Source organism: Rhodococcus sp. YH3-3 (genome assembly GCF_001653035.1).
GTDB classification, from domain to species: Bacteria; Actinomycetota; Actinomycetes; order Mycobacteriales; family Mycobacteriaceae; genus Rhodococcus_F; species Rhodococcus_F qingshengii.
Map to the genome: position 1 here is coordinate 1,181,415 of NZ_BCWH01000003.1, position 17,500 is coordinate 1,198,914.

14 protein-coding genes, 2 rRNA genes and 1 pseudogene (1 of these 17 running past the window's edge) are annotated in these 17,500 nt (G+C 62.2%); all 17 read right to left on the reverse strand.

Going from position 1 to position 17,500, the window contains the following annotated elements; all coding sequences use genetic code 11:
- Positions 1–231, reverse strand: a 231-nt coding sequence (locus YH3_RS36295) for a hypothetical protein (RefSeq protein ID WP_202970103.1), incomplete at its 3' end; no start/stop codon positions are given.
- A gap of 99 nt (positions 232–330) precedes the next feature.
- A complete protein-coding gene (scpB, locus tag YH3_RS30645) occupies positions 331–1,059 on the reverse strand; it encodes an SMC-Scp complex subunit ScpB (protein ID WP_064444632.1) in 729 nt (242 codons plus the stop codon).
- The gene (locus YH3_RS30650; protein WP_046379919.1) at positions 1,056–1,877 is read right to left on the reverse strand and encodes a ScpA family protein; all 822 of its coding nucleotides are present in this window, start codon (positions 1,875–1,877) and stop codon (positions 1,056–1,058) included. The genes scpB and YH3_RS30650 overlap by 4 nt, the downstream gene beginning before the upstream one ends.
- Positions 1,878–1,927: 50 nt before the next feature.
- The gene (locus tag YH3_RS30655; protein WP_003946138.1) at positions 1,928–2,941 is read right to left on the reverse strand and encodes a ParA family protein; all 1,014 of its coding nucleotides are present in this window, start codon (positions 2,939–2,941) and stop codon (positions 1,928–1,930) included.
- Positions 2,942–3,083: 142 nt separating this feature from the next.
- Positions 3,084–3,916, reverse strand: a pseudogene (locus YH3_RS30660) (site-specific tyrosine recombinase XerD).
- Position 3,917: 1 nt separating this feature from the next.
- Positions 3,918–4,550: an NUDIX hydrolase gene (locus YH3_RS30665; RefSeq protein WP_019748589.1), complete on the reverse strand. Its 633-nt coding sequence runs from the start codon at positions 4,548–4,550 to the stop codon at positions 3,918–3,920.
- Between the two features lie 6 nt (positions 4,551–4,556).
- A complete protein-coding gene (locus YH3_RS30670; RefSeq protein WP_003946139.1) occupies positions 4,557–6,317 on the reverse strand; it encodes a CTP synthase in 1,761 nt (586 codons plus the stop codon).
- Positions 6,318–6,473: 156 nt separating this feature from the next.
- Positions 6,474–7,427, reverse strand: coding sequence for a copper transporter (locus YH3_RS30675; RefSeq protein ID WP_007731900.1), 954 nt, complete (start codon positions 7,425–7,427; stop codon positions 6,474–6,476).
- Positions 7,424–8,608 (reverse strand): putative cytokinetic ring protein SteA, encoded by a 1,185-nt coding sequence (gene steA, locus YH3_RS30680; protein ID WP_007731902.1) that lies wholly within the window; start codon positions 8,606–8,608, stop codon positions 7,424–7,426. Before steA ends, YH3_RS30675 begins: the two co-directional genes overlap by 4 nt.
- An 86-nt stretch (positions 8,609–8,694) precedes the next feature.
- Positions 8,695–10,473 carry a DNA repair protein RecN gene (gene recN, locus YH3_RS30685; RefSeq protein WP_064444633.1) on the reverse strand — a complete coding sequence of 593 codons (1,779 nt, stop codon included), beginning with the start codon at positions 10,471–10,473 and terminating at the stop codon, positions 8,695–8,697.
- A gap of 2 nt (positions 10,474–10,475) precedes the next feature.
- Complete coding sequence (locus YH3_RS30690) at positions 10,476–11,423, reverse strand: NAD kinase (RefSeq protein WP_003946132.1); 948 nt, start codon at positions 11,421–11,423, stop codon at positions 10,476–10,478.
- Positions 11,420–12,259: a TlyA family RNA methyltransferase gene (locus YH3_RS30695; RefSeq protein ID WP_003946142.1), complete on the reverse strand. Its 840-nt coding sequence runs from the start codon at positions 12,257–12,259 to the stop codon at positions 11,420–11,422. The genes YH3_RS30690 and YH3_RS30695 overlap by 4 nt, the downstream gene beginning before the upstream one ends.
- Position 12,260: 1 nt before the next feature.
- Positions 12,261–12,503 carry a hypothetical protein gene (locus YH3_RS30700; RefSeq protein WP_003946140.1) on the reverse strand — a complete coding sequence of 81 codons (243 nt, stop codon included), beginning with the start codon at positions 12,501–12,503 and terminating at the stop codon, positions 12,261–12,263.
- Between the two features lie 76 nt (positions 12,504–12,579).
- Complete coding sequence (locus tag YH3_RS30705; protein ID WP_030537495.1) at positions 12,580–13,563, reverse strand: HAD-IIA family hydrolase; 984 nt, start codon at positions 13,561–13,563, stop codon at positions 12,580–12,582.
- Positions 13,560–14,501 (reverse strand): hypothetical protein, encoded by a 942-nt coding sequence (locus YH3_RS30710; protein ID WP_073513327.1) that lies wholly within the window; start codon positions 14,499–14,501, stop codon positions 13,560–13,562. The genes YH3_RS30705 and YH3_RS30710 overlap by 4 nt, the downstream gene beginning before the upstream one ends.
- Before the next feature lie 61 nt (positions 14,502–14,562).
- A 5S ribosomal RNA gene (rrf, locus tag YH3_RS30720) occupies positions 14,563–14,679 on the reverse strand.
- Between the two features lie 153 nt (positions 14,680–14,832).
- Positions 14,833–17,500: ribosomal RNA gene (locus YH3_RS30725) — 23S ribosomal RNA — on the reverse strand; it runs 467 nt beyond the window's last position.

A 17,500-nucleotide genomic window follows, 5' to 3' on the forward strand; every position in this document is an offset into this window, starting at 1 on the left:
CACTGCGCGGCGGGCGACGGTCATCATTGAATCCACCGCGACGGTCGTCCGTGCGGGGACGGTCGGATCCGGCGTTGCGGTCGTATCCAGAGGTACTGCGGGAAGTGTTGCTGCGTCCACCACGGGGCGCTTCGCTACGTGCGCCGCGGGGGGCGTCGCTGCGACCACCACGGGGTGCATCGCTGCGTGCGCCGCGGTTGTCGCGGGAGTTGTTACGGTCCGGTGTGCCATCTCGGCGAGCGGGATTGTTCACTTTTTTCCTGTCAGTTTTCTACTGTTTCCCGAGCGTGGTCGGGTCTTTCTCGGTGCTGACGAGCGCCGGGATTCCGGTCAGTCGTCGACTTCGGTGTCCACTACGTCAGCGGGCACGTCTGCCTTGTTCATTCTCGCAAATCGCGGATCGGATTCCAGGCTTTCGCTGATGTCGTCGATGAGATCGACATCAGGCAAGAGCGGGGCCAACTCCGGGAGCTCGCTCAGCGAGGCCAGGCCGAGCCGTTCGAGGAACAGTTCGGTCGTGGAGTACCGTGTCGCGTTGGTGTCCGGGTCAGGCCCGGCTTCCGCGATCAGTCCGCGGGCAAGGAGGGTGCGTACCACCCCGTCCACGTTGACGCCTCGTACCGCACTGATCCGCGCACGAGTCAACGGTTGACGGTATGCGACTACAGCCAAAGTTTCCAATGCCGCCCTGGTCAATTTGGTGCGTGCGCCGTCCAATAGCAGCTTTTCCACGTACGGGGCAAACTCTTGTCGCGTGTACAGACGCCATCCGTCGCCCGCGTAGCGAAGGTCCATTCCGCTGCCGCGAGCGGTCAATGCGGCTGACATCGACGTCAGGCGTTCTTCGACTCGTTCCGGCGCGGTTCCGGTGACAGATGCGAGTTGGTTCACTTCGGCCGGCGAATCCACGACAAGCAGAAGCGACTCCAGCACTGCGTCGAGTTGATCGTCGTCGAGTTCGAAATCGGGGGCGGAATCTTCGGAATCCGCGGCCGGGTCGGTAGGCTCGATCATCTCGTCTAGCTGCGAAGATTCCGATTCCGTCGGCTCGGCGTTCATCCGTAGTCCTCCTCTGTGACCGGCGCGGCCGGGTCGTCTCCGGTCCAACTCACCATCAGCGGCCCGAGGGCTTCGGGTTGCTCGAACACGATGACCTGCCGGCGATACAGCTCGAGCAACGCGAGAAATCTTGCGACTATCTCGACGGTGATCTCACACTCGGCAACGAGGTCCCCGAAGGGTGTCCACTCCCCTATGCCTCGCTCGCGCAGCAACTCGAGAATTCGCTCAGCCTGCTCGGGTATCGAGATATTGGACACATGGAGGTGATCGAGGCCCACCGTCGGCACCGGACGCGGTGTGAACACCGTCGCCGCGATCTCCGCAAAACGCTGAGGATCGACGCCCAACAACACCTCGGGCAGGAGTTCGGTGAACTGATCCTCGACGGCAACCGAGCGCGGATAGCGCCGCAGCGCTGCTTCCTCCAACTCACCGAACAGCGCCGCAACTTGTTTGTACGCCCGGTACTGCAGCAGTCGCGCGAAGAGAAGGTCGCGGGCTTCGAGAAGCGCCAGATCCTCCGCGTCCTCGACCTGCCCGGCGGGCAACAGCCTTGCCGCTTTCAGGTCCAGAAGAGTGGCTGCGACGACCAGAAACTCTGTTGTCTGATCGAGGCCCATCGCACTGCCGAGTTCCTTGGTGTATGCGATGAAATCGTCAGTGACGGTGTGCAGGGCGACTTCGGTGACATCGAGCTGTCGTTGATTGATCAGGTTCAACAGCAGATCGAACGGGCCTTCGAAGTTCCGGAGAGTGACTCGGAAACCGGCAGCCTTGGCTGCGGTCTGAGCGTCGGTCGGCACGTTCGGGTCGATCGAATCCGGCTCGACTTCGACCGAATCTTCTTGCGATGCAATCAGTTCCACTAACGACCAGACCGGTGAATGACCTCGCGGGCCAATGCTCGATATGCCTCGGCCCCAGCCGATTTCGGCGCCCACGTCGTGATCGGCTCACCGGCGACGCTGGTTTCGGGGAATCGGACGGTGCGGTTGATCACCGTGTCGTAGACGACGTCGCCGAACACCTCGACGACTCGCGCCATCACCTCACGAGCGTGCAGAGTCCGGGCGTCGAACATCGTGACGACGATACCGGCCAACTCCAGCTTGGGATTGAGACGATCGTGCACCTTTTCGACGGTGTCGTTGAGGAGTGCCAGGCCGCGCAGGCTGAAGTACTCGCATTCCATCGGAATGATGACCGAATCGGCGCAAGCCAGCGCATTCACCGTGAGCAGGCCAAGCGACGGCTGGCAGTCGATGAGCACGTAGTCGTACCGATCGAGAACAGGGTGCAACACGCGCCCCAAGGTCTGCTCACGTCCGACCTCGGTGACCAATTGGATCTCGGCGGCCGAAAGGTCGATGTTGCTGGGCAGCAGGTCGAGGCCGTCGACCCGAGTGCGCATCAACACATCGTCGATGGACACACGCGGTTCGACCAGAAGGTTATGGACGGTCAGTTCCAGGTCGTGATGCTGGACGCCCAGTCCAGCAGACAACGCGCCTTGGGGATCGAGATCCACCAGGAGCACTCGGCGACCGTATTCGGCCAACGACGCACCCAGGTTGATGGTCGACGTCGTCTTGCCGACGCCGCCCTTCTGGTTGCACATCGCGATGATCATCGCGGGTCCGTGGTGCGCCAACGGTGTCGGTTGGGGTACCTCGCGGACCGGTCGACCTGTCGGGCCGAGTTCTTCCGCGGAAACGGTGAGGGTTTCCGCAGGTGGAGAGGCTACTGGCGTCGTATCTATTTCGAACATCGCCTCTGGTTCGGAGGGTACAGCTGGTGCTGATTCGTTCACGCGCTCGAAGAGTTGGGCATTGACATGCGGCGGCGCGGACTCCGCCGCTGGTGGCTGCGATGTCGACACGGTCCGATGCTCCCCTACTCTTTCGGCGGTTGCTCTCGGCGCCGGCAAACCCCCGAAACTGCGGTGGAGGCCGCTCGCGCTCCTTGAACGCTACCGCCTACATCACCGAATGGTCTCGCAGACACGCATGAGCCAACCACGCCTAACGGGCGCGTGGGTGTGCCTGAGCCCACACTTCGCGCAGCGCGGTGACGGTGACCAGCGTGTAGATCTGCGTCGTGGTTACCGAAGCGTGACCGAGAAGTTCCTGCACGACGCGTACGTCCGCGCCGCCGTCGAGCAGGTGTGTGGCAAACGAGTGCCTGAGCGTGTGGGGTGAGACGTCCGCCTTGATCCCGGCCGACGCCGCCGCATCCTGAAGTATCTGCCACGCGCTTTGACGCGAGAGGCGTCCACCGCGCGCGTTGAGAAAGAGGGCAGGAACACCGCGCGTCGCCAGGCTGGGGCGCCCGCGGACGAGATACGCGTCGACGGCGGCGATCGCCGGCCTGCCGACGGGGACGATCCGCTGCTTGCCGCCCTTGCCCTTGAGCAGCACGGAACGCGCAGGTCGCGGGGCCCGTCACCGGCCGCACCGCCACCCGAAGCGTCGAGCAGGGCGATCACGTCGTCGAGAGGCAGGGCCTTGGGCAGCTTGCGTCCGGGCGTCGGCGGCTTGACCGTTCGGGCCACGTCGACGCTGACCAGACCTTCGGCGGCGGAAAACTTGTGGAATCCGCGAACCGCGATCAGGGTGCGTGCTGCCGAACTGGCCGCCAATGGTACGACGCCGGAATCTTTGTCACCCAGGCGCAGATGTGTCACGAATTCGGTGACGTCGTTCTCCGTCACGCCCGCGACGTCGTCGATGCCGCGTCCGTGCAGGTACTCCGCGTACCGATTCAGGTCGCGGCGATAGGAAAGTAGAGTATTGCGCGCAGATCCTCGCTCGACCGCTAGATGGTCGAGATACGAGTCCACCTGTCGGGCAAGCACTTCAGGCTCGCGACTTGCGTTCTCCGAATGCGCGAGGACGATCGGGCCACGGTGCGTCGGCGGGGCGTAGCGGCTTTCCCGTCGCGCGTGCGGTGGCGATCGCGAGAATGCCTGATACCGCTGTGGCATTGACGATGTCGCCGCGTAGCGCCATGTCGACGGCGTCGGCGAGCGGAACCCGCGAAATCTCGAGATCGGCTTCTTCGTGTTCGGGATCGTCGCGCTCCACCTCGTGCAACCCCTCGGCGAGGAAGACGCGAACCGCCTCGTCCGTGAACCCGGGTGAGAGAGCGACATCGACCAGCACCGACCACCGATCGGCGCCGAGTCCGGTTTCTTCGCCCAGCTCGCGCGCTGCCGCCTCGACCGGGCTCTCCCCCGCAGCGTCGAGCAGACCGGCAGGGATTTCCCACAACCGGTGCCCGAGCGGGTGACGGTACTGGTGAATCAGCACCAGGTTGTCGTGCTCGTCCAGTGCCACGACGGCAACGGCGCCGTGGTGTTCGACGACTTCCCGATCGGCACGCTGACCACCAGGCATCGCAACGGTGTCGACGCGCAACGCGATGATCGCGCCGGTGTAGACCGTCTTGGAGCCGAGGGTGTCGAATTCGTGCCGACCGGGATCGCTCATGTGTGGCTAGACCTTTTCCACGTTCTCGACTGCAGCGTCGAGCGCCGTCTCGGTGGCGGCGGTGTCTATCTTCTCGTCACCGTGGACGTCGACGGGCAGGCGCTCTTCGAGCTTGTACGTCAACGCTGCTTCGACGAAGGCGGCGAACAGCGGATGCGGGCGTGTCGGGCGGCTCTTGAGCTCCGGGTGTGCCTGGGTGGCAACGAAGAACGGATGCTGCTCACGCGGGTACTCGACGAACTCGACCAGGTGGCCGTCCGGTGAGGTTCCGCTGAACTGCAAGCCGGACTTGGCAATCCGGTCGCGGTAGGTGTTGTTGACCTCGTAACGGTGACGGTGACGCTCGGAGACGTCCTCGGTTCCGTAGGCCTGAGCGACGACGGAACCCTTGGTCAGCACGGCCGGGTAAGCACCCAGACGCATGGTGCCACCGAGGTCGGCGTCACCGGCGATGACGTCTTCCTGATCAGCCATCGTCGAGATGACCGGATGCTTGGTGTCCGGCTCGAACTCGGCCGAGTTGGCATCGTCGAGGCCGACGCTACGAGCAGCTTCGATGACGACGCACTGCAGACCCAGGCACAGACCCAGCAGCGGCAGCTTGCGCGAACGTGCGAAACGGATCGCGCCGAGCTTGCCTTCGATGCCGCGGATGCCGAAGCCGCCGGGGATCAGAACACCGTCGACGTCACCGAGAGCGGCCTGCGCTCCGGCTTCGGTCTCACAGGCGTCCGACGGGACCCAGGAGATCTCGACCTTGGACCGGTTCGCGAATCCACCGGCGCGCAGTGCCTCGGTGACGGAGAGGTATGCGTCGGGCAGGTCGACGTACTTGCCGACCAACGCGACCCGCACGGTCTCACGCGGCTGGTGAACACGATCGAGGAGGTTGCCCCACACGGTCCAGTCGACGTCGCGGAACGGGAGACCGAGCTGGCGAACGACGTAGGCGTCGAGGCCCTCACGGTGCAGAACCTTCGGGATGTCGTAGATCGAGGGAGCGTCGGGCGTCGAGATGCAGGCGTCGACGTCCACGTCGCACATCAGGGCGATCTTGTTCTTGAGGCCCTGCGGAACGTCACGATCGCAACGAAGGATCAGCGCGTCGGGCTGAATGCCGATGCTGCGCAACGACGCAACCGAGTGCTGCGTGGGCTTGGTCTTGAGTTCTCCGGAGGGGCCGAGGTACGGCACGAGGGAGACGTGCAGGAAGAAGACGTTGTCGCGGCCGACGTCGTGGCGGACCTGGCGAGCGGCTTCGAGGAAGGGCTGCGATTCGATGTCGCCGACGGTGCCACCGATTTCGGTGATCACGACGTCCGGGCGGTGTCCCTGCAGATCCGGACCGCTCATCTCGAGGATGCGACGCTTGATCTCGTCGGTGATGTGCGGGATGACCTGAACGGTGTCGCCGAGGTACTCGCCGCGGCGTTCCTTGGCGATGACCGTCGAGTAGACCTGGCCGGTGGTGACGTTCGCCTGGCCGGAGAGGTCACGGTCGAGGAACCGCTCGTAGTGTCCGACGTCGAGGTCGGTCTCGGCACCGTCTTCGGTGACGAAGACCTCGCCGTGCTGGAAGGGGTTCATGGTGCCCGGATCCACATTGAGATAGGGATCGAGCTTCTGCATGGTCACGCGCATTCCCCGCGCGGTCAACAACTGTCCCAGGCTCGAGGCGGTCAAACCTTTGCCGAGCGAGGAAGCTACACCTCCGCTGACGAAGATGTGCTTGGTGGCGGTACGCGTGTTAGTGCGTGACTGTGGCAAAGGGGCTCCCGTGACGACTGTGCAGGGCTTGGTCTGATGAAGCATGCTGGGGCCTGCCGACCCACGGGATTTCACGGTAACACCTATCGGGGGTCGGTGCCTACAACGCGCCGACTTTCCGCCCCCGATGTGACCGGCGTATCAATACCGGGGTGTTCAGTTGGTGGGTGCGCCGACGGTGACCGCCGCCGCTCCCGGTCCCGTGCCGTAGCGGCCGGCGCCGCCGTTCAACTGTTCCTGCAGCGCCAACGGCGTGGTGATCTTGCCCGACTCCCGATCGATGTTGTCGATGGTCGTCAAGCCCGCTGAGAGCGCCGCGTCCGCACGAGCGACGGCAACCGGACCACTGCCCTCGGCCGAGCCAGGCCGGCCCGCGAGAATCGTTCCTGCGCCGCGTCCGTCGAGAGCACCAGCGAACCGGGCGATGACGGCGCCGCGGTTACCGGTGGCTGCGTCGGATTCACTCTTGTTGTCGCCGGTGAGAACCACCGCGAGTTGAGCCGGCTTGACCGCTCCGTCGTCGTAGCTGATGAAACCGGCGCTACGCAGCGAGTCGAGCGCGAGATTCATCTCGTCCGGAGTGCTCTGCGGCTCGCTGTTCTGCCCGTTGAGAAGCAGAACCGAACCGAGCAGATCACCCGCGAGACTGCCCTGATCGACCGCACCGGTCTTGAGTGTGATGCCCGCAGGGATGACATTGGTGACGACGGTCCGCAAGCGGTCACCGCCCGTGGCGTCGACAAACGAATCGGTGAGCGAGACGCGTCCGGTCACGGCGCCACCGGCGGCAGTGACGAGTCGGTTGACACCGTCGAGATCACCGGGATCGGCGTCCGGTGCCGTGATGACGACGACGGTGCGACCAGCGAGACTGTCACGCACGACGCGACCGCCGACAGCAGCATCGAAGCCGTCCGCGGAATTGAGTTGCTGCTGAAGCTGATTGGACTGTTGATTGAGGTCTTCGATCTCGTTCTGCAGGTCCGCCTTGTCGTCGCGCAGACCCGAAAGCAATCCACTGGACAGCATTCCGGAACCGAGCACCACGCCGATCGCGAGTGCCAGGAAGATTGCCGCTATGGAAATTGCATGTTGACGCATCGAAATCACTTGAAGAGCCCCTGAACCCACAGCGCGAAGCTGTTCCACGTTGCGATTGCCCAGTCGAGAACTTCACTACCGGCATTGGACACGACCAGGGCGACGATCACTGCCACCAGGGCGGCGAGCACCAGGAGCGCGATCGCGCCGCCGGACACTCGACTTCGATACAGCGTTGCCACAGCCTTGGCGTCGACCAGTTTCGGTCCCACCTTGAGCCGTGTCATGAACGCCGACGGATTGCTTTCACGACGCCCACGGTCGAAGAACTCGTCCAAGGACACCACGTTGCCGACCGTCACGATCAGTGAAGCTCCGTGGTGATCGGCGAGCAGCAACGCAAGGTCGGTCGGTGAGCAGGTCGCCGGGAACGTCATCGCCCCGATACCGAGATCCTGGATTCGGGAAAGCCCCGCCGCATGACCGTCCTGGTCTGCGGGCAGTACAACTTCCGCGCCGGACTTGAGGGTGGAACTGGTGATCTCTTCCGGGTCGCCCACGATCAGATCGGGGCGGTATCCGGCCTTGCTCAACACGTCCGCACCTGCGCCGACACCGATCAGGATCGGCGAATACTCCTTGATGAAGGGCTTGAGGTTCTTCAGATCTGCCTCGTGTTCGGGTCCGTCGGAGACGACCACGACGTGGCGATCCTTCAAGTCGATGTCGATGTCCGGAACACCGATTCCGTCGATCAGCAAAGGACTTTCGGTGCGGATGAACTCGATGGTGTTACCCGAGAACGCTTCCAGGTGATCGACCAGGCCGGTCTTGGCCTCGATCATCCGATCGGAGATCTCGGCCTCGGTCTGCTCTTCGCCCTTGACGAGGCTCTTCTCGCCGTTGAAGATCTCGCCCTCGTGCAGGCGGATCTTGCTGCCGTCCTTGACGTTCTTGAAGACGTCACCGTCTACGGCATCGATCAGAACGATGTCGTTGGCGACGATCACTTCCGGTCCGAGGTTGGGGTACCGCCCCGAAATCGACGGCGACGCGTTGACCACGGCCATGACTCCGGCTTTCACCAGAGCATCGGCGGTCCGGCGATCGATGTCGACTTCGTCGAGGATCACGATGTCTCCAGGACCGACGCGGCGTAGAAGCTTCGCCGTGTTCCGATCGGCCCTGGCGATGCCACTGATCCCAGGCAAGGATTCGGTGTTACGTGAGAGCAATCCGGGCATCTTCATGGCTTCGATGATGAACCTGAAACCGCGTTGACCGGTGGAGGCGCGCCGACAACTACCACATCAGTCACACCAACACCACAGAACCTTCAATCTGTGACGCGGGCCGCATTCGCGATCTCGAGCAGTTCTTCGGCGTGCGCACGACCGGTCTCGGTGTCGTCCAGCCCTGCCAACATACGGGCCAATTCGACCACCCGATCCGAATCCGACAAGGTCCGCACGCCACTGCTCACCACGCCGCCTTTGTCGTCGACCTTGTCCACCACGAGGTGGGTGTCGGCAAACGCAGCAACCTGCGGAAGGTGGGTGACGACGATAACCTGATGCGTACGAGCAAGTTTCGCCAATCGGCGGCCGATCTCGACAGCAGCGCGACCACCGACCCCCGCGTCCACTTCGTCGAAAACCATCGTCGCACCGGTGTCGCTACCAGCGAGAACAACCTCGAGCGCCAGCATGACGCGTGACAGCTCGCCACCGGAAGCGCTCTTGCTGATCGGAAGTGACGGTGCCCCGCTGTGCGCAGACAGACGGAATTCCACCTCGTCGACGCCGGCAGACCCGGCATGAAGGTCTACTCCCCCGACGCTGAGCGGCGCCGAGTCCTGCGGGCCGGCAGGCTGCGAGCGCACAGTCACCTCGAGACCCGCACGTCCCATCGCCAGACCGGCGAGTTCCGCGCTGACGGCTTTGGCGAGCTTTGCCGCTGCCTTGACTCGCGCGGCGCTCAGCTTTGTGGCGGCTTCCGCGGTGAGGCCAGCCGTCTCCTCGACCTGCTTGGCCAACAGCGACAACGCATCCGACGACACGTCGAGTTTGGACAGACGAGCGCGAGCGGTATCTGCCCATTCGAGAACACCGTCGACATCGGCGGCGTACTTGCGAGTCAGAGTCTTCAGTTCCGATTGCCGCGACAGCAGCGAGTCCAGAGCACCCGGGTCTGCGGGCAGCCCGGACAGATAGGTGTTCAGGTCACCGGCAACATCGGTGACGACGGCAATAGCGTCGGCCAACCGGGAACCGAGGCCGTCCAGATCTGCGTCGGTGACCGACTCGATACGCGCCCGCGCTTCGGACATCAGGTCTAGCGCCGGCATGACCCCGACGTCGCCGCTTGCCATGTCGTCACTACCGGCGAGCGCAGCGTGCGCCCCTTCCGCAGCCGAGCGGAGCGAATCGAGTTCACTGAGTCGTCGAACTTCGGCAACTATCGCCGTGTCCTCGCCTGGCTCGGGTGCCACGCCGTCGATTTCGTTGAGCGCGAAGGTCAACTGATCTGCTTCTTGCGCCAGTTCACGAGCCTTCGACGTGCGTTCGATCAACTCCGAACGAGCATCGAGCCATTCACGACGGTGTTTGCGGTACCTCGTCAGCAGCGTTCCGATTGCCTTGTCCCCGAAGCGGTCCAGCGCATTGCGTTGCTGGTCGGGACGAAGCAATCGCAGCTGATCGTTCTGTCCGTGGACAGTCAGAAGTGGGTCCGTGAATTCGGAGAGAACTCCCGCCGGCACGCTTCGTCCGCCGAGATGAGCCCGTGAGCGGCCGTCGCTGCCGACTGTCCGGACGGCGATGATGGTCCCGTCCTCGTCGCGCTCGGCGCCGGACGATTCCAGGATTCGGACGATCTCACGCTCGGTGGCCGGTGAGACGTCGTCGGCGATGAATCGTCCTTCGACGACGGCTCGCGACGCGCCCAACCGCACCCGACCGGCATCGGCTCGCGCTCCGCTGAGGAGGTGCAAGCTGGTGACGACCATCGTTTTACCTGCGCCGGTTTCACCGGTCAGGACGGTCAGGCCCTCGTGGAACTGGGCGCTGGCCTCGGAGATCACACCAAGACTGTCGATACGGATCTCTGCGAGCACGATTAAGGCTTCCTTCCTCGCCATCCGGTAACCGGAAGCTCGAACTTGCGAACCATCCGATCAGCGAAGGGCGCAGAGTCCAACCGGACCCACTTGACGGGAGTGGCGCCGCGAACGATCTCGACGCGAGCGCCGGCAGGCAGTTCCAACGTACGACGACCGTCGCAGAAGACCAGGCCGTCGTGGCTACCGGCGACGGTCTCCACCGCGATGATCGAATTCGGGCTGGTGACCAACGGCCGCGCGAACAGCGCATGCGCGTTGCTGGGTACGACGAGCAAAGCTTCGAGTTCGGGCCACACGACAGGGCCGCCTGCGGAAAATGCGTAAGCGGTCGAGCCTGTAGGAGTGGACACGAGAACACCGTCGCAACCGAAGGCAGACACCGGTCGGCCGTCGACTTCGAGGACAACTTCGAGAACTCCCAGACGCGAACGATTCTCGATACTGGCCTCGTTGAGCGCCCACCCGCGATCGATGATCTCGTCGTCCACCCGAATCACAACGTCGAGTGTCATACGGGACTCGACGCGATATTCCTTGCGAACTACCTGTGCGAGCGCCTCGTCGAGATGCTCGGCCTCGGTCTCTGCCAGAAATCCGATCCGTCCGAGGTTGATGCCCAGTACCGGAATGGACGCTTCTTGAGCGAGTTCGGCGGCGCGCAGAAATGTGCCGTCACCACCGAGAACCAGAACTAACTCGCATCCGACGGCAGCATCAGGGCCGGGATGAACAACCGTGACGTCGAGACCCGGCGCAGAGAAGCCCGCGGGTTCCGTCATTGCTTCGATGCGCGAGCTGTCTGCTTCGTCGACGAGGACTCGCAGCCCGATTCCCGCCCGTTCGAAAATCTTCCCGACTCGTTTGGCGGTTTCCGTGATGTCACGTCGACCAGGGTGTGCGACAAGAAGGATCTCGCGCGACTCGCCGTTCGTGACCGCGTTCACTGGGGCCCTTCCTCTACAGCCTTGCGAATCATGTCCTCCACCGAAGGAATTCCCTCGGTGTCCGGCTCGTGATCACCGGGCGAACCTGTCTTTCGAAGCCACAGGAAATACTCGACATTTCCCGACGGACCGGGCAATGGGCTGGCCACAACACCTAACGTCCGCAGACCTACCTTTGCAGCAGCCTCCGACACGTCGAGCACAGCCGAGATTCGCAATTCCGGATCTCGTACGACGCCACCGGCACCGACGCGGTCCTTGCCCACCTCGAACTGAGGCTTGACCATCGGAACCAGGTCCGCGCCGTCAGCAGTACAGGCGACAAACGCCCCGAGTACAAGTTTGAGAGAAATGAACGACAAGTCCGCGACAACGAGATCGACAGTTCCGCCGATGGTCTCTGCATCAATTGCACGAACATTGGTTCGGTCGATGACGTGCACCCGGTCATCGGACTGCAGGCGCCACACCAGTTGTCCGTAGCCGACGTCGACTGCGACAACTTCCTTCGCACCACGCGTCAGCAGAACATCGGTGAACCCACCGGTGGATGCGCCGGCGTCGAGGCAACGGCGACCTTCGACCGTCAATCCTTCGGCACCGAAGGCGTCGAGTGCGCCGATCAGTTTGTGAGCACCCCGCGACGCCCACGAAACTTCCTGCTCCACCTCGACGACCCGAAGTGGCGTTCCGGCTTCGATCGCCGTCGCAGGCTTGGTCGCAACGGCTCCCGAGATGAGAACTCGCCCGGCGGAAATCAGTTCTTGCGCATGATCTCGTGACCGTGCGAGTCCGCGACGGACAAGTTCGGCGTCCACCCGTGCTCTACGTGCCACGTCAAGCCCTGTCCACAGAGGCGAGTGCCTGGACGAGCACCTCGTGTGCCTGTTCCAAAATATGTGCCTTCTGCGGAATCACACCTGCTCCGTGCTGATCGTTCGGATCCTGTTCGATGCCACCGAGGCGCGCCAGCAAACCGTCGACGTCAGAACGTATGCGTTCCGGATCGACGGAAGGGCGTGGCCCGGGCAACGGAGATCCGTTACTCGTGTTTCCGGGGTGCGGTGTCGGCGTGCTCATCGGGCACAACGTTAGTGCATGACTCTCGGTTACGCATACACCCGCACCCCCGCGAGTCGAACACATTTGCGAGAGATCAGACGAGCCAGGATGCAAACAGATCCGCCACGCCGGCATCCGACGCTTCCAGGGTCCGGAACGACGGATTAGCCCATGCGACAGGCGCAACCGCGCGTAGAAGCGACATCTCGTCCCCGACAACCGGGCCGTCGACAACCAGCGCCGACCCGTTCACGGAGACAGACCACTTGGAGTCCGCACCGACCAGCGATTCGACGGCCGGCTGATTGAGCGAATCCAGAGTTGCTGCAATGTAGGTGGGGCGCTGCTCAACCGGAGCCCGCAGTACGTCACCCGGCGTGCTCACACCGGTGAGAACCAACAACGAGTCGATCGAAACAGCGTGTGCGCCTTCGATATCGGTGTCCAAACGATCACCGACCACCAGTGGACGCGAGCACCCACTGCGAGCGAGCGCGTCCTCCATCAGCGGTGCAGCAGGCTTACCTGCCACCAACGGTTCCTGCTTGGTCGCAGCGCGTAGAGCTGCCACCATCGAGCCGTTGCCCAGCACCAAACCCCGCTCCGACGGCAGTGTTGTGTCCAGGTTTGCCGCTACCCACAGCGCACCGGCCCGGATCGCCAAGCACGCCTCGGCAAGGATCGACCAGTTGGTCTCCGTCGAATGTCCTTGAACGACAGCAACCGGAGAATCCGCGAATTCGCGCACCGGAAGCAACCCGACGCGCGTCACCTCGTCGGCCAATGCGTCGGTACCGACGACGAGCACAGCGGCACCGGGTTCGAGACGCTCCGACAGCAGACGCACTGCCGTCTGAGAACTGGTGACGACACGATCGTCTTCGGAATCGAAACCGAGTTCGGTCAGATGCGCCGACACTGCCGAAGGCGAGCGACTCGCATTGTTGGTCACGTAGTACAAGGCCTGCGTGCCCTGACCGAGAGCGGCCTGGGTGCCGGGAATCGCATGAGCTCCGGCGTACAGAGTGCCATCGAGATCGAGCAAAAGTACGTCGTACTGAGTACGAAGCACGGTCACTGATCTTCTCCGGTCAACTCGGCCACCCGTTCTTCAGCATCCGTGTCACCCTCGAGGTCAGCAGCTGCAGCGTTGAGGAACCACTTCAGTCCGTCTTCGACACGACCAGCTGCAACGAGGGCATCGGCGTAGGCGTAGAACAGCCGAGCCGCAGCTTCACCGGTACGCGCTGCGTCCAGATCCTTGGTCTGCAGTGTGACAACTGCCTGATCGAACTGACCGAGATCCATGCGGGCGCCTGCGACGACGATCCTCAACTCAGACGCCTCGTCGCCCGAAAGCAGGGCAGCCTCGTCGCTACGGCCGAGCTCGATCGCGCGTTCTGGTCGACCCAAACCGCGTTCGCAGTCGGCCATGACAGCGATCAGACCCGGTCCGCCAGCCATTCGACGGGCAGCACGAAGCTCGGAGAGAGCTTCAGCCCATTCACCGGCGTGGTACGCGGTGATTCCGGCAGCTTCACGAACGACCGCAATTCGGCCGGCGCGCTGACGGGCAGCGCGAGCGTGGAGCAGTGCGAGTTCCGGATCTTCGTCGACGAGCTTGCCCGCCATGACGAGGTGACGCGCAACTGTGTTGGCGTTGTCCTTGTCGAGGCTGAGCAGATCCCGACGAACGGCTGGGTCCAACTCCGTGGGCTCTACGTTGTCGGGCAAATCCGGTTCGTCAGGTCGTGCTTGCTGACGGTTGCGGTCGCCATCGCGTCCACGAGGGGTGAACCCACCCTCGCCGCCGCGACGCTGTCCGCCGTTGAATCCGCCGCCGCGGTTACTGTTTCCAGCACCGCCACGGTTGTTGTCTCCGGCACCACCGCGGCGGTCTCCGCCTGCAGCGCCGCGTGATCCACGCCCGTCGTTGTCACGACGGGGGCCACCTGATCGAGGCGCTCCTCCCCCACGGAAGGACCGACGCTCGTCGCCATTCTCCGACACAGTCATTCCTCTCATACAACGCACGAAAGGGGACCCAATATGTTGGGTCCCCTTTCGGTTAACGGGTGTTCGGCGGTGTCCTACTCTCCCACACCCTGTCGAGTGCAGTACCATCGGCGCTGAAGGGCTTAGCTTCCGGGTTCGGAATGGGACCGGGCGTTTCCCCTTCGCTATGACCGCCGTAACTCTATGAAACTGTCACAGTAACCTTCTTCTGATCACCTGGTTTCACCACCCGTCAACACCAGTTTCTGGTGTTGGGGGATGGAGAAAACAGGGTTTCTCATCAGTATCTGTGTGTTGTTTCAGATACCGCACAGTGGACGCGTAGCTTCTTTGTGGTAAGTCCTCGGCCTATTAGTACCAGTCACCTGCATGCATTACTGCACTTCCAGTTCTGGCCTATCAACCCGGTGGTCTGCCGGGGGCCTTACCCCCTCGAGGGGGTGAGAAACCTCATCTTGGAACAGGCTTCCCGCTTAGATGCTTTCAGCGGTTATCCCTTCCGAACGTAGCTAACCAGCGGTGCTCCTGGCGGAACAACTGGCACACCAGAGGTTCGTCCGTCCCGGTCCTCTCGTACTAGGGACAGCCTTCCTCAAGTTTCTAACGCGCGCGGCGGATAGAGACCGAACTGTCTCACGACGTTCTAAACCCAGCTCGCGTGCCGCTTTAATGGGCGAACAGCCCAACCCTTGGGACCTACTCCAGCCCCAGGATGCGACGAGCCGACATCGAGGTGCCAAACCATCCCGTCGATATGGACTCTTGGGGAAGATCAGCCTGTTATCCCCGGGGTACCTTTTATCCGTTGAGCGACACCGCTTCCACTTGCCGGTGCCGGATCACTAGTCCCGACTTTCGTCCCTGCTCGACCTGTCAGTCTCACAGTCAAGCTCCCTTGTGCACTTGCACTCGACACCTGATTGCCAACCAGGCTGAGGGAACCTTTGGGCGCCTCCGTTACATTTTGGGAGGCAACCGCCCCAGTTAAACTACCCACCAGGCACTGTCCCTGAACCAGATCATGGTCCGAGGTTAGAGGTCCAATTCGATCAGAGTGGTATTTCAACAACGACTCCACGATAACTGGCGTCACCGTTTCACAGTCTCCCACCTATCCTACACAAACCGAACCGAACACCAATACCAAGCTGTAGTGAAGGTCCCGGGGTCTTTTCGTCCTGCCGCGCGTAACGAGCATCTTTACTCGTAATGCAATTTCGCCGAGTCTACGGTTGAGACAGCTGAGAAGTCGTTACGCCATTCGTGCAGGTCGGAACTTACCCGACAAGGAATTTCGCTACCTTAGGATGGTTATAGTTACCACCGCCGTTTACTGGGGCTTAAATTCTCAGCTTCGCTCCCGAAGGAACTAACCGGTCCTCTTAACCTTCCAGCACCGGGCAGGCGTCAGTCCGTATACATCGTCTTACGACTTCGCACGGACCTGTGTTTTTAGTAAACAGTCGCTTCTCACTGGTCTCTGCGGCCCCACCCAGCTCAGACAGTAAATGTCGTCACCAGACAGGGCCCCCCTTCTCCCGAAGTTACGGGGGCATTTTGCCGAGTTCCTTAACCATAGTTATCTCGATCGCCTTAGTATTCTCTACCTGACCACCTGTGTCGGTTTGGGGTACGGGCCGTGTGAAAGCTCGCTAGAGGCTTTTCTCGGCAGCATAGGATCACTGAATTCGCCTCAATCGGCTACGCATCACGTCTCAGGCTTGTGTGCGACCCGGATTTGCCTAGGTCACGCCCTACACGCTTACACCAGTATTACCACTGACTGGCTCAGCTACCTTCCTGCGTCACCCCATCGCTTGGCTACTACCAGATCAGGTCCCATGCATCCACCAACTCGAGACCCGAAGGTCTTCTCGTGGCTTCAGGATGGTTAGTATCACTGATTCACCATGGGCGCGTTCACACGGGTACGGGAATATCAACCCGTTGTCCATCGGCTACGCCTGTCGGCCTCGTCTTAGGTCCCGACTCACCCTGGGCGGATTAACCTGGCCCAGGAACCCTTGGTCATTCGGCGGACGAGTTTCTCACTCGTCTTTCGCTACTCATGCCTGCATTCTCACTCGTGTGGCCTCCACGGCTAGGTCACCCTGCCGCTTCCATGGCCACACGACGCTCCCCTACCCATCCACACACCTGCCAGAAAATCCTTGGATCAACTGGGGGCTATTGCGTGAATGCCGCAGCTTCGGTGGTGTACTTGAGCCCCGCTACATTGTCGGCGCAGGATCACTTGACCAGTGAGCTATTACGCACTCTTTCAAGGGTGGCTGCTTCTAAGCCAACCTCCTGGTTGTCTTCGCGACCCCACATCCTTTTCCACTTAGTACACGCTTAGGGACCTTAGCTGGCGATCTGGGCTGTTTCCCTCTCGACTACGAACCTTATCGCCCGCAGTCTCACTGCCGCGCTCTCACTCACCGGCATTCGGAGTTTGGCTGATTTCGGTAAGCTTGTGGGCCCCCTAGACCATCCAGTAGCTCTACCTCCGGTGAGAAACACGCGACGCTGCACCTAAATGCATTTCGGGGAGAACCAGCTATCACGGAGTTTGATTGGCCTTTCACCCCTACCCACAACTCATCCCCTCAGTTTTCAACCTAAGTGGGTTCGGTCCTCCACGACGTCTTACCGTCGCTTCAACCTGGCCATGGGTAGATCACTCCGCTTCGGGTCTAGAGCATGCCACTGACTCGCCCTATTCGGACTCGCTTTCGCTACGGCTACCCCACACGGGTTAACCTCGCGACATGCCACTAACTCGCAGGCTCATTCTTCAAAAGGCACGCCATCACCCCCAGCAGTAAACTGCTCGAAGGCTCTGACGGATTGTAAGCGCACGGTTTCAGGTACTATTTCACTCCCCTCCCGGGGTACTTTTCACCTTTCCCTCACGGTACTAGTCCGCTATCGGTCACCAGGGAGTATTCAGGCTTATCGGGTGGTCCCGACAGATTCACACCAGATTTCACGGGCCC